Origin of the sequence: Demequina litorisediminis (genome assembly GCF_030161615.1) — a bacterium.
Taxonomy (GTDB): Bacteria; Actinomycetota; Actinomycetes; order Actinomycetales; family Demequinaceae; genus Demequina; species Demequina litorisediminis.
Window position 1 is genome coordinate 810,809 of sequence record NZ_BSUN01000001.1, and the last position, 12,027, is coordinate 822,835.

Annotated in this window: 14 protein-coding genes and 5 pseudogenes; 6 read left to right on the forward strand and 13 right to left on the reverse strand. The window is 70.5% G+C overall.

Annotated elements, in window-relative coordinates; translation table 11 throughout:
* Positions 1 to 3 precede the first annotated feature (3 nt).
* The 8 genes and pseudogenes from QQK48_RS04960 to QQK48_RS05000 all read right to left on the reverse strand — a co-directional run bounded on the left by QQK48_RS04960 (position 4) and on the right by QQK48_RS05000 (position 5,216).
* Complete coding sequence (locus QQK48_RS04960) at positions 4 to 321, reverse strand: enterobactin/ferric enterobactin family esterase (protein ID WP_284327680.1); 318 nt, start codon at positions 319 to 321, stop codon at positions 4 to 6.
* A complete protein-coding gene (locus QQK48_RS04965) occupies positions 284 to 907 on the reverse strand; it encodes an enterobactin/ferric enterobactin family esterase (RefSeq protein WP_284327681.1) in 624 nt (207 codons plus the stop codon). Before QQK48_RS04965 ends, QQK48_RS04960 begins: the two co-directional genes overlap by 38 nt.
* The gene (locus QQK48_RS04970; RefSeq protein WP_284327682.1) at positions 873 to 1,298 is read right to left on the reverse strand and encodes an enterochelin esterase domain-containing protein; all 426 of its coding nucleotides are present in this window, start codon (positions 1,296 to 1,298) and stop codon (positions 873 to 875) included. The genes QQK48_RS04965 and QQK48_RS04970 overlap by 35 nt, the downstream gene beginning before the upstream one ends.
* Positions 1,295 to 2,090: pseudogene (locus QQK48_RS04975) on the reverse strand (ABC transporter ATP-binding protein). The gene QQK48_RS04970 and the pseudogene QQK48_RS04975 overlap by 4 nt, the downstream one beginning before the upstream one ends.
* Positions 2,090 to 3,004, reverse strand: a complete 915-nt coding sequence (locus tag QQK48_RS04985) for a FecCD family ABC transporter permease (protein WP_284327685.1) — start codon at positions 3,002 to 3,004, stop codon at positions 2,090 to 2,092. Before QQK48_RS04985 ends, QQK48_RS04975 begins: the two are co-directional and overlap by 1 nt.
* A complete protein-coding gene (locus tag QQK48_RS04990) occupies positions 2,910 to 4,169 on the reverse strand; it encodes a FecCD family ABC transporter permease (protein ID WP_284327686.1) in 1,260 nt (419 codons plus the stop codon). Before QQK48_RS04990 ends, QQK48_RS04985 begins: the two co-directional genes overlap by 95 nt.
* Positions 4,170 to 4,174: 5 nt before the next feature.
* Positions 4,175 to 4,699: an ABC transporter substrate-binding protein gene (locus QQK48_RS04995; protein WP_284327687.1), complete on the reverse strand. Its 525-nt coding sequence runs from the start codon at positions 4,697 to 4,699 to the stop codon at positions 4,175 to 4,177.
* Positions 4,635 to 5,216, reverse strand: a complete 582-nt coding sequence (locus QQK48_RS05000) for a hypothetical protein (RefSeq protein ID WP_284327688.1) — start codon at positions 5,214 to 5,216, stop codon at positions 4,635 to 4,637. The genes QQK48_RS04995 and QQK48_RS05000 overlap by 65 nt, the downstream gene beginning before the upstream one ends.
* Before the next feature lie 202 nt (positions 5,217 to 5,418).
* On the opposite strand from QQK48_RS05000, the gene QQK48_RS05005 reads away from it, so the two are divergent.
* Complete coding sequence (locus QQK48_RS05005) at positions 5,419 to 5,739, forward strand: AraC family ligand binding domain-containing protein (protein WP_284327689.1); 321 nt, start codon at positions 5,419 to 5,421, stop codon at positions 5,737 to 5,739.
* 16 nt (positions 5,740 to 5,755) lie between these two features.
* Complete coding sequence (locus QQK48_RS05010) at positions 5,756 to 6,124, forward strand: helix-turn-helix transcriptional regulator (protein ID WP_284327690.1); 369 nt, start codon at positions 5,756 to 5,758, stop codon at positions 6,122 to 6,124.
* Between the two features lie 118 nt (positions 6,125 to 6,242).
* Here the strand turns inward: QQK48_RS05010 and QQK48_RS05015 are convergent, their stop codons facing one another.
* The 3 genes and pseudogenes from QQK48_RS05015 to QQK48_RS05025 all read right to left on the reverse strand — a co-directional run bounded on the left by QQK48_RS05015 (position 6,243) and on the right by QQK48_RS05025 (position 8,157).
* Positions 6,243 to 7,550, reverse strand: coding sequence for an NtaA/DmoA family FMN-dependent monooxygenase (locus QQK48_RS05015; protein WP_284327691.1), 1,308 nt, complete (start codon positions 7,548 to 7,550; stop codon positions 6,243 to 6,245).
* Positions 7,551 to 7,732: 182 nt separating this feature from the next.
* Positions 7,733 to 7,994, reverse strand: a pseudogene (locus QQK48_RS05020) (metal-sensitive transcriptional regulator).
* 1 nt (position 7,995) lies between these two features.
* Entirely contained in the window at positions 7,996 to 8,157 is a 162-nt protein-coding gene (locus QQK48_RS05025; protein WP_284327692.1) for a DUF8730 family Cys-rich protein, read from the reverse strand.
* Between the two features lie 123 nt (positions 8,158 to 8,280).
* Between QQK48_RS05025 and QQK48_RS19195 the strand changes: the two are divergent.
* From QQK48_RS19195 to QQK48_RS19210, 4 genes and pseudogenes are all read left to right on the forward strand, one after another.
* Positions 8,281 to 8,748 (forward strand): annotated as a pseudogene (locus tag QQK48_RS19195) (FAD-dependent oxidoreductase); the annotation flags it as partial.
* A 97-nt stretch (positions 8,749 to 8,845) separates the two neighbouring features.
* Positions 8,846 to 9,583, forward strand: coding sequence for an FAD-dependent oxidoreductase (locus QQK48_RS19200; protein WP_348523466.1), 738 nt, complete (start codon positions 8,846 to 8,848; stop codon positions 9,581 to 9,583).
* Entirely contained in the window at positions 9,558 to 9,782 is a 225-nt protein-coding gene (locus QQK48_RS19205; RefSeq protein WP_348523467.1) for a hypothetical protein, read from the forward strand. Before QQK48_RS19200 ends, QQK48_RS19205 begins: the two co-directional genes overlap by 26 nt.
* Positions 9,783 to 9,788: 6 nt before the next feature.
* Complete coding sequence (locus QQK48_RS19210) at positions 9,789 to 9,920, forward strand: hypothetical protein (protein WP_348523468.1); 132 nt, start codon at positions 9,789 to 9,791, stop codon at positions 9,918 to 9,920.
* Between the two features lie 152 nt (positions 9,921 to 10,072).
* Here QQK48_RS19210 and QQK48_RS05035 read toward each other — a convergent pair.
* Both QQK48_RS05035 and hemQ read right to left on the reverse strand, forming a co-directional pair.
* Positions 10,073 to 11,272 (reverse strand): annotated as a pseudogene (locus QQK48_RS05035) (ferrochelatase).
* Positions 11,269 to 11,945: pseudogene (gene hemQ, locus QQK48_RS05040) on the reverse strand (hydrogen peroxide-dependent heme synthase). The pseudogenes QQK48_RS05035 and hemQ overlap by 4 nt, the downstream one beginning before the upstream one ends.
* Positions 11,946 to 12,027 lie beyond the last annotated feature (82 nt).

Genomic DNA, 12,027 nt, shown 5'->3' on the forward strand with positions numbered 1-12,027 from the left:
CGCTTACACGAGCCAAATGGATCCATTTGACGATGAGGTGGAGAGGGTCGCGAGCGCGTCGAGAAGGCCCGTGCGCCACCAGGCGTAGTCGTGACCACCGGCGTAGACGCGCGTGGTGACGCGTGCGCCGGCGTCCCGCAGGGCATCGGCCGCCTGACGTCCCACGGCACCGAGCTCGCCCTCCTCGGAGCCCCACTGCATCGCCACCTCGATGCCGTCCGCGACCCCGGCGGCGCGAATCCGCCGCACCAGGTCGCCGACGATCCTGTCGTCGCGGGCCATCTCACGCCCGTGCTTGTACTGGAACGACCCCGACTGCACGATGGCTCGGGTGGCGATATCGGGTCGCGTCACGACCACGCCGGCAGCCGCCAGGCCGCCGAAGGCTCTGACCCGAGACGACCGTCCCGTCGGGCCCCGGCAGCACCCCGAGCACGCCACGGACCGCGGGCAGGACGGCGTCCGCCAGGAGCGAGCCCACCGCCTCGGGGTCGGGCAGCACGCGCCGCCGCGCCTCGGGTGAGGTCGACGACACCATGACGACCGCCGTGCCGCTTCCCTGTGGCGTGCCTGTCAGGGCCGAGGCAAGGTCCAAGCCTTGATGCCAGGTGTCGCCATCGAATGCGATGAGGACCTGTCCGGGATCACGCGGGCCCGCTACCCAGACCGTGCGGGTCCCGCCCACGACAGGATCGGGCACGTCGAGCCGGGCCACCGGCTGAGGCGTCCGAGCGGCGCGCAGCCAGGCCGGATGCACCCGGCCGCGAGGCCCCACCAGCACCGAGGACTCGTGGCCCAGCGGATTGGGGAGTCGATGCGGGTTCAGCGGATCGGGCCTGCCGCGCTCGTGCACCCGCAACCAGCCCGGCCGATCACGCCCCACGTCGTCGGCGAACGGCTCCCCCACGGCGATCCGGTAGGCTCGCGACCAGGTCCGACGGCACCCACCAGGTGCGATGCCACAGATCCGTCCCCTCAAGGCGCTCCATGACGGCAGGCGCAATGTGGGTCCGATGGCGGTCCGTGAGCGAGTTCACGTGCACCAACACCTGGGCGGAAGGGTCCGCATGCACCGCGAGGAAGGTCACCGCCACGCACGCGACACCGTCGACCTCCGCCTCGCCCTCCACCACCGGCGTGGAGGCGAGTGCCGCGAGAGCGGCGGCCACGGCATCGGCCCGCCGTTCTTGCGGCAGGCGAGCGAGGCTCGCGACCATCGCCGATGGCGCGGGCAACGGCGCGCCGTCCGCACCCACGGGAGTGGGCTGCGCCGTCCGGTCAGTGGGCTGCGCCGTCACGGCCTGCCTACCAGGCCCAGCGGGATCATGAGCGGCGCGCCGGTGACGGGCTCCGTCGAGATCTGGGCACGCACGCCAAACACCTCAGCGACAAGGTCCTCGGTGATGACGTCCTTGGGCGCACCCTGCGCCACCACCCGGCCACCCTTCATCGCCACCAGATGCGTAGCGTAGCGCGCCGCCTGGTTGAGGTCGTGAAGCACCGCGACGATGGTGCGGCCGCCCTCCTGGTGCAGCGCTTCGCACAGGTCGAGCACCTCGATCTGGTGGGCGATGTCCAGAAAGGTCGTGGGCTCGTCGAGGATCAGCACGTCGGTGTCCTGCGCCAGCACCATCGCGAGCCACGCCCGCTGCCGCTGGCCGCCCGAGAGTTCGTCGACGCCGCGGTTGACCAGGTCGGCGACGCCCGTGGCCGCGAGCGCGCGCTCCACGACCGCCTCGTCCTCGACCGACCACTGCCGCAAGAAGCGCTGGTGCGGGAAGCGTCCGCGCGCCACCAGATCGCCCACGGTGATGCCGTCGGGGGCCTGCGACGACTGCGGCAGCAGCGCCAGGGCACGCGCAAACTCTTTCTGACCGAAGTCACGCACCGCCCTGCCATCAAGCGTCACGGTTCCCTTGCGGGGAGTCAGCAACCGCGACAGAGCCTTCAGGAGGGTGGACTTGCCGCAGGCATTGGGGCCGATGACCACCGTGAGGCTCGCCGTGCGGAATGCCGACCGTGAGGCCCTCGGCAATCACCAGGTCGTCGTACGCGAGGGTGGCGTCCCTCGTCTCCAGCGTGGTGGCCATCAGATCCTGCTCCTTCCGAGCAGCCAGGCGAGATAGATACCGCCTAGCAATCCAGTCATCGTCCCCACCGGCACCGCGTAGTCCCACGGGATGAGGAGGGTCAGGGCGTCAGCGCCAGCCAGCAGCAACGCGCCCATGAGCGCCGAGGATCCCAGCCCCGGCGCCGGGTGCCGCGTCAGGCGTTTCACGAGTGGCGGCGCCGCGAGCGCCACAAAGGAGATGGGGCCCGCGGCCGCCACCGCGACGGCGGCGAGCGCGACGGCGAGCGCCAGCGTGATGAGCCGCACCCACTCCGCGCGGATGCCCAACTGCCGCGAGGCCTCGTCGCCCATCTCCATGAGGGCGAGGCGACGCTGGAACCACAGCGCGGCGGGCCCGAGCAGTCCCACTCCCACGAGAACCGGCCCCACGTAGTCCCAGGTGCGCACGTTGAGGCTGCCAGAGAGCCACACCTGAGCGGAGATAGCGGTGTCAATGTCCGCGCGCGTGACGAGTAGCGAGTTGACCGCCTGCAGCATGGCGGCCACGCCAATGCCCACGAGGATGAGTCGGTAGCCGCCGGTCGCGCCCGCGCGGAACGAGAGCGTGTAGACCAGGAGCGCGCACACGACGCCACCCACCACGGCGGACGTGCCGGTCGCGAGCGCTCCCCCGCCGAACACGATGATCTGGACGATCGCGCCGGTCGCGGCGCCGGTGGTGAAGCCGATGACGTCGGGCGAGCCGAGCGGGTTGCGAGAGATCGACTGGATGATCGCGCCGGACATGCCAAGGCAGGCCCCCACGAGCGCCCCGGTGACGAATCGGGGCAGGCGCAGGTCACGCACCACCGTCACGTCGCGCGGGTCGCCCTGCCCGAAGATCGCCGCCACCACATCGGGCAGCGGGACGGTGATGGTGCCGGTGGACAGCACGAGCGCCCCGACCGCAGCGATGGCAAGCAGGAGGCCCAGCCCCACGGCGACGACGCGGGGACTCCACTGCACGGACAGTCGGCCCATGCGGGTGCGGCGGACGCCTGCAGGCGTGCGGGCGCTCATGCTTCGCCAACCGTCGACGGCGCGCGATCGCGATGAAGACCGGACCGCCGATGATCGCGGTCATGATCCCCGACTGCAGTTCCGCAGGGGCGGCGATGACCCGGCCAATGACGTCGGCGCCAAGGAGGAGCACGGCGCCGAGGAGGATGGAGTAAGGCAGGAGCCAACGATGGTCGGCACCGACGACCGCGCGTGCGAGGTGCGGCGCGGCGAGGCCCACGAAGGCGAGAGGCCCGGCTGCGGCGGTGGCGCCTCCCGCCAGGAGCATGACCGCGATGGCGGCAACGATGACGGTGGTGCGAGGGTTGGCGCCGAGCGCCCTACCCATCTCATTTCCTAGTGCCATGACGTTGAGCCGCGGGGTGAGCGCGAGCGCCAGCCCGAGTCCCACCACGATCGCCGGGGTGACGGCGGCCACGATTGACAGGTCGCGGCCCTGAATGGTGCCCACGTCCCAGTAGCGGAACACGTCGAAGACGCTGGGGTAGTTGATGAGCAACGCGGTGGTGAACGACGACAGCACCACGGCCACGGCGGCGCCGGCAAGGGTCAGGCGCACCACGGAGCCGTTGTTGCCGAAGACCCCACCGATCGCGTAGACGACCACGGCCGCGACCCCTGCGCCCGCGAAGGCGAACCACATGTAGACGCCGATGTTCGTGGCTCCCGCGAAGGCGATGCCAGCGGCCACGGCGGCCGCGGCCCCGGCGTTGACGCCGAGGATGCCGGGTTCCGCAAGCGGGTTGCGGGTGATGGCCTGCATGAGGGCACCCGCGGCACCGAGCGCGGCGCCGGCGACAACCCCGAGGATGGTGCGGGGGACCCTCAGGGTGGTGACGATCAGCGCCTCGTCACCTGTCGCCTCGGGCGAGGTGAGGGCATCCCACACGGCCGATGGCGCGATGGAGCGGGTGCCCCAGGCGAGGCTTGCGATGATGGCGAGCGCCAGCACGATGACGGCGAGCCCGAGCCCGAGCGCCATGCGCCGGGTCCGGGCTCGCCGTGCGGGTGCCGCGCTCGTGTCGAGCGTGGCGGTCACAGGTGTCAGCCGCCGAAGTAGCCCTCGACCGTGTCGACGATATCCAGGGCGGAGTAGTAGTCGATACGGAACGACGTGGCGCCGAGCGGGTAGATCTGCTCGTTGACCACGGCGGGGATCTCCTGGAGAAGCTCGGTGGAGGCGAGCGCTTCCTTCTCGGTGTCCGTGCCGTTGACCAGGAACAGGGTCTCGGCCGTGAAGGCGGCGGAGAGGTTCTCGGGGGCGACGAACGCGAAGTCGTCACGTGCGGTGTCGGAGGTGTCAAGCGCGGGGTCCGCCTCGATCACGTCGAAGCCGAGGTCGGCCAGGAGCGTCGCGTGCGCGCCGGTCTCCTTGGCGACGGCCGAGTCCCACTCGAGGTTGTTGAAGACGACGGCCTGGGCCGAACCCTCGGGCACCGTGATCGCATCGGCGACCTCGGCGACCCTGGCATCGAAGTCCGCGATGGCGGTCGCGGCCTGGTCCTCAAGCCCGGTCCACTCGCCCGCGAGCGTGGCAACTTCCTGCCACGTCTTGTCGGAGTAGTTCACCACGACGGTGGGGGCGATCGCCGAGAGCCTCGTCGTAGTAGTCCGCGGCGGCATCGGCACCGGTGGTGGAGGCGATGATGAGGTCGGGGTCGGCGGCGATGACGGCCTCGATGTCGAACTCAAGGTTCGGGTACAGGACCTCGACGCCCTCCTGGGCGGCGACATCGGCCCACTGCGCGAAGAAGCCGAGGTCATCGGTGAGGCCCTCGTCAGGGGTTGAGGCGGCCGAGGCCACCACGGGTGCGCCGATGGCCAGCAGGTTGCCCGTCACCGTCAGGGCGGTCGTGACGACGCGCTCGGGCTGCTCCTCGATGACGGTCTCGCCGAGCTCGTGCGTGATGGTGCGCGGGAACGCCGCCTCCTCGGACGGAGTCTCCTCCACGGCTGCTGCCTCGGCACCGGCGGTGGTCGCGGCGGTGGCGGTCTCCTCGGGCTCGGTGTCTGACGAGCAGCCAGCCATGGTCACCACCGCTGCGGCGGTGATGGCGACGGTGGCGGACAGGTGGCGCAGGGCCATCGGAACTCCTTCGTGGGCGCGCCCGTGCGTGCCCGGCGTGTGGGATGAGAGGGGTGGCGCATCGGCGCCGTGACAGGCGCGACCTCGCACCTTCATTACGAAACGGTAGAGTTGCGTTTTGATGAGTCATGTTGAGCAACGCTCACGCGATAGCGCGCAGCGGTCAGCCACGCGAGGGTCCGATCCGGCCCTCGCGGACGACGTGGTGCCCGTGCTCTCCTGGGGCCACACCGATCACTGGCACCAGTGGGGCGAGGTGCTGGCCGTGGTTGCGGGGGACGTCGTCGCACGGCTCGAGGACGGCTCGGAGCGGCACGTCACCGAGGATTCGGCGCTATGGCTGCCCGCCCACTGCGTCCACGCGGTGCGGATGTCCGAGGACGCCGTGCTCCTTCCGGTGATCTCCGGAGACGACGGGTTCGACGGGACGATGCCGCCGCACCCCATCGGGATCGCCATGACCGGGATGTTGCGGCGAGCCGTGACTCGCCAGTTGCGCGCACAGGCTCTTCGACTCCCCTGAGTGCTTCATCCCTGACGTGCTCGACGAGGTACGCGCGAGCCTCGACGGCGGCATGGGGGCCGTGCTGCCGCGCTCGGGCCCCGCGCGCTCGGTGGCGCAGTCATTGCTCCGCGATCCCGCCTCGCACGTGTCGCTCGAGGAGTGGGCCGCGCGCACGTTCACCTCCGAGGCCACCCTGCGTCGGGCGTTCGTCGACCAGACAGGGATGACTTTCACGCACTGGCTGCGGCGCCTGCGGCTGGCGCAGAGCAGGACGATGCTCGACCGCGGGCTACCGGTCGCAACCGTCGCCTCCAAGGTGGGATACACGAGTACCTCGGCGTTCGTCGCAGCGTTTCGCCGGGAGTTCGGCCACACGCCGGGGCGCCACGCCGTGCCGGCTTAGGCCAGCATCGGCCTGGCCCAGCCCCGTCGTCGCCGCCGCGGCCGCGCAGCCGCGCCGCCGCGGTGGATTTTGTCTCATCCAAGGGCTTAGACGAGTCAAATGGATCCATTTGACGGGGTTAGGAGAGGCCCAGGTGTCCCGCGAGTGTCGCACTGTCGTAGCGTTCGCGGAACAGTCCCGCGTCAACGAGGGCCGGCACCACCTCGTCAAGAAACAGCGCGAACGATCCCCACGACCCCGCCGGGAGCGCGATGAAGCCGTCGATGGCGCCAGCGCGGGCCCGCGCCACGATCTGAGCCACCGCATCGGCCGGCGTACCGATGACCGTCCAGTGCAGGCTCGCCGCCCCTTCCGCACTGCGCGCGAGGGCACGGGGCGTGATGCCCGCGGCGATGAGCGCGGCGATTGCACCCACCGGACCCTGCTCACGCTGCAGGCCAGCCGCGAGAGCGGCGGGAATCCTTTCGTCGAGCGGTAGTGCCACGAGGTCAATCCCGAGCAGCCGCGACAGGCCTGCCAGGCTCTGCGGCAGGTCTGATGCGTCGAGGCTCGCGGCGTGGAGGGCGAACGCCTCGTCGCGCGTGTGCGCGAGGAACAGCGACAACCCCGGCAACACTCGCACGTCGCCTGGCGCGCGGCCGCGTGCCTCCGCTCGCGCGCGCAAGTCCTCTCGCTGTGCGGCGGCGCTGTCAGTCGTCGCGGCGGCGGCGAACACGGCATCGGCATACTGCGAGGCAAAGTCCTTGCCCGCCGGAGAGCCGCCTGCCTGCAGAATCGGAATCCGCGCACCTCGGCGACTCGGGACGTCGATCGGGCCCCTCGGGCGCCCAGGCCGGTCGGGCAGCGCGTGAATCGCGGACACGTCCGCGAACGCGCCTGTGTCACGATCGAGGGCCAGCGCTTCTCCCGGAAAGGTCGCCCAGAGCGCGCGGACGTCGTCGAGCCAGGCGTGCGCTGCGGCAAACCGCTCGTCGCTGGGCGGCATGTGCGCGCGCCCAAAGTTCTGCTGACCGCCGAGTGACATCACGACGTTCAGCCCCGCCCTGCCGCGCGAGACCCGGTCGAGGCTCTGAACCTCCCGCGCCACCAGGTACGACGGAGCAAACGTGGCCGATGCGGTGGTGACCAGGCCGATGCGCTCGGTGCGGGCCGCGACGGCGCTGAGCAGCACCGTCGGGTCGAGTGTCGCGAAGCCGAGGGCGCTTGCCAGGACTGTGGGATCGAGCGTGAGGGCATCGGGCTTGAACACGAAGTCGAGATGAGCCGCCTCGGCGCGACGGGCAGCGTCAACGGAGAAGTCGAGATCAAAGACTTCCTCGATGCGGCTGTCCAGACGCCGCCAGGCGGCGGCCCTCACCCACGTGGGCGACAGCGACAGTCCAATGACGAGGGGTCGATCGGTTTCGGGCGCGGCGAGGGTAGGCACGCCCGCCACCGTAGGCGCCTGGCAAGCGGCCCTCGGCAACCGTGAGCGCCCCGCGCCACCGCCTGCGCGCTCGGCGCTACTCGGCGAGGGCGGCAACACCAGCACGACGCGACGTGCGCCGCCGCGGTGAATTTTGTCTCATCCAACGGCTTAGACGAGTCAAATGGATCCATTTGACGGGGTTAGGCGAGGGAGAGGAACACCTTCTCCAGGCGTGCGAGGTCCGCTTCGCGGTCACCGTCGCCGCTCAGGCAGTCGCGCACTCCCGCGGAGATGATCATGAAGCCCGCGCGGTCGAGCGCCTTCGAGACGGCGGCGAGTTGGGTGACGGTGGGCTCGCAGGCCTCGCCCTCCTCGACCATGCGGATCACCGCGTCGAGCCTGGCCGCGGGCCCTCTTGAGACGGTTGAGCGCGGCGCGCTGCACCTCGGCATCGGCCGCCATGTCAGCGCCTGCGCAGCCACGGGAGGAACGAGCGGGTGGCGGGCTCGTCGTGTCCGCCGCACCACTGGGACGCGAGCACGGTGGCCTTCACGGAGTCGACGTGCTGGCCACACCCGCTCCAGGTGGTCTTGCCGCACTGGCGACAGGCGATAGGTGAGCACATGGGGATCCTCCTCGGATGGGGTTCGGTTGCGACGACAATACCCCCTGGGGTATGTTGCATGCAACACCCAGGAGGAAACCCATGACCCACAAGGTCGTCATCATCGGCGCGGTGGCAGCGGGAATGTCTGCCGCCACGCGACTGCGCCGCCTCGACGAGGCCGCCCACATCGTCGTACTGGAGGCGGGCGACCACCCCTCGTTCGCCAACTGCGGCCTTCCGTACTACGTGGGCGGCGTGATTCCCGAGCGAGACTCCCTGCTGCTGCACACCCCGCAGTCACTGGCCGCCCGGTTTGCCATCGACGTGCGCGTCCGCTCCCGCGTCACCACCATCGACCGCGCCGCCCGCACCGTCACCGTGACCCTCGCCGATGGCAGCACCTACGACGAGGCCTACGACTCCCTCGTGCTGAGCCCCGGCGCCTCGCCCATCGTCCCCGCCATCCCCGGCGCCTCCCGTGCGCTGACCTTGCGCGACGTCGGCGACGTGGACCGCCTCGCTGCCGCGACGGCCGATGCCGGCACGGCCGTCGTCATTGGCGCCGGCTTTGTGGGGCTCGAGGTTGCCGAGAATCTGGCACACCGCGGCCTGGACGTCACCGTCGTCGAGCGCGCACCGCAGGTCCTCACCGCACTGGACCCCGAGCCTCGCGATTCGCGTCGAGCAACGGCTCATCGACCGCGGCGTGCGCGTCCTGACCGGCGCCAGCGTCACGAGCCTCGGCGCGGCCGATGCCGTGGTCACCACCGCGGACGGCACCACCGAGGACGCCGCGGCAGCCGTGGTCGTCGCCGCCATCGGCGTGCAGCCGGAAGGCTCCCTTGCGGCCGAGGCGGGACTCGCGCTGGGTCCGCGCGGCTCGATCCTCGTCGACCAGGACATGCGCACGTCCGACCCGGCCATCTTCGCGGTGGGCGACGCCGCCACGAAGACCGACGCGTTCGGCGCCGAGCCCACCCTGATCCCCCTCGCCAACCTCGCCAACCGCCACGGGCGCAGGGTCGCCGACGTGATCGCTGGCCGCCCGCATCGTGCCGCCGCCTCCGTCGGTACCGCGGTGGTGGGCGTCTTCGGACTCACGGCGGCCGCGACGGGACGTTCCGAGCAGCGCCTCGCCGCGGAAGGCCGGCCCTACCGCGCCATCCACACCCATCCGCTCGACCACGCCGGCTACTACCCTGGCGCCACCCAGATGGCCCTCAAACTCCTGGTAGACCCCGCCACCGATCAGATCCTTGGCGCGCAGGGCGTGGGCGAGGCAGGAGTCGAACGCCGCATCGACGTGATCGCGACGGCGATGGCCGGAGGCCTGACCGCATCGTCCCTGGCCGATCTTGAGCCTCGCCTACGCCCCCGCCTACGGCTCGGCCAAGGACCCGGTCAACATGCTCGGCTACGTGGCAGAGAATCTGGCGTCGGGTGAGACCCCTGCCGTCCAGTGGCATGAATTGGTGGACGCGGAGGATGAGCCCGTGGTCCTCGACGTGCGCACGGCTGCCGAGCACGCACGCGGCACCGTGACGGTGCCGTGGCAAGAGCCGCTGGTGATGGCGCTCGACTCGCTGCGCGAGCGTCACCACGAGCGCCTCGCGATCGCCGCATCGTGGTCCATTGCCAGGTAGGCCAGCGTGGCCACACCGCGACCCGCCTGCTCCGCCAGGCTCGGCTACGACGCCGTCAACCTCGACGGCGGCTGGCTCACGTGGCGTGACGCCCAGGCGAGCCTCACGCGCGAACCCGCGCCCGCATCGGCCGCCTGACCCCTCCTCCCCGACAGTTTGAACCAGAACTGACAGCGACGCGCCGGTGGCGTCCCCCTCGCGGGACGATGCCACCGGCGCGTCGCGTCGTTCTTGGTTCAAAGTGGGGAGCGGTGCGCCCGGGAGTGGCGCACCGGGCAGAGGGGCGGAGCCTAGGCGCCCACGCCACCGTTCGCCGCGGCCGATGCGATGGTCGGCTTCTTGGCGCGGCTCATGCAGCAGTCGGCCGGGCATACGTCCTGCCACGGACCCATCTCGGTCAGCGCCGCACGCTCGCGCGGGACGTCTCCCTCGGCGGCCACGTGGCGCTCCTCGACCAGGTCGATGAGACCGGCGACGAACGCGGGATCCACGCCGACGGTGGGGACGCGCACCATAGGAAGGCCGCGCTCCTCACAGGTTTCGAGCGCCTCGTTGTCGAGGTCCCAGGCGACCTCCATGTGGTCGGACACGAAGCCGATGGGCGACACCACCAGGCCGGTGGTGTCCTCACCAAGCGCCTCGATGGCCAGGTTGATGTCCGGCTCGAGCCACGGAATCGACGGGTCGCCGGAGCGAGACTGGAACACGAGCGACCACGGCACACCGGGGAACTCCTGAGTCACGGCATCCATGACAAGAGACGCGACGGCACGCTGCTGCGCGACGTACCAGCCGCCGCCCTCGTACCACTCCTCGCCGTCGCTCACCGGCACGGGCGAACCGTCAGGCAAGGCCTCGCGCGGACCCGACACGTTGGCCGCCGCGGACGGAATCGAGTGGGTCGCGAACATGACGTGCGCGCCCTCGGCCTTGCCCGCCGCGGCGAGCCTCGCGCAGGCCGGACAGCACCGCGTCGATGTTGGGCTGCACAAAGCCGGGGTGGTCGAAGTACTGGCGAACCTTGTCCAGGCGCAGGCTCGCCGGTCAGGCCGGTCTCCTCAAGGGCCTCGGCGAGATCCTCACGATACGCACGGCAGCCGGAGTACGAGCCTGAAAGCGGTGGTCACCAAGACCAGGACCTTGCGGTGCCCGTCGGCGTGCAACTCCTTGAGCGCGTCCGTGAAGTAAGGCGCCCAGAAGCGGTTGCCCCAGTACACCGGGAGGTTCAGGCCACGCGCGGCAATCTCCGCCTCGAGCGCCACCTTGAGGTCGCGATTCTGCTGGTTGATGGGGCTGATGCCGCCAAAGTGGCGGTAGTGGTGCGAGACCTCTTCGAGGCGCTCGTCCGGCACCCCGCGACCGCGCGTGACATTGCGCAGGTACGGGATGACGTCATCCTGACCCTCGGGCCCACCAAAGCCGGCGAGCAGGATGCAGTCGTAGGTGGTCGCGTCGAGCGTGCGCTCGGCCGCGGCAAGCGTCTCCGTCACGAGGCGAGCACCTCGACAGCCTCGGCAGTCTCGATGCGGCGTCCCGTGTAGAACGGCACCTCTTCGCGCACGTGGCGGCGCGCCTCGGTGTAGCGCAGGTCACGCATCATGTCGACCAGGTCGGTCACCTCGTCTGCCTCCATGGGCAGCAGCCACTCGTAGTCACCCAGGGCGAAGGCGGCGACCGTGTTCGCCACCACACCCTTGAACTTGGCGCCCTTCATGCCGTGGTCTCGCAGCATGGCGCTGCGCTCTTCCTCGCTCAGCAAGTACCACTCGTAGGAGCGCACGAACGGGTAGACCGTCAGCCAGTCGCGGGCACGCTCGCCGCGCAGGAAGCCGGGCACGTGGGCACGGTTGAACTCGGCGGCGCGGTGCACGCCCGCGGCAGACCACGTGAGCCTTGGTGTCGGCGAGCAGGCTCGGTGGCGCGCAGTTCACGCAGCGCCAACTGCAGGTCCGCAAGATCGGGGCCGTGAAGCCACAACATCACGGTGCCGTCGGCACGCAGGCCGGACACGTCGTAGATGCCGCGCAGGACCACGTCGTGTTCGGCGAGCTCCTCGACCGCGGCGTCGAAGTGCTCCACCACTTCACCGAGTTCCTCATCAGGAGCGTCGAGGAAGCCGTCGAGGACAGAGAACAGGGTGAAACCGTGAGGCTGTTCGGTCATGGGTCCATTCTCACCACGGCGCGCGTCTGAGGGAAATCCGTGCTCGCCCGCGACGGCCGGGTACCGGCCGCCAGGCGAGGCG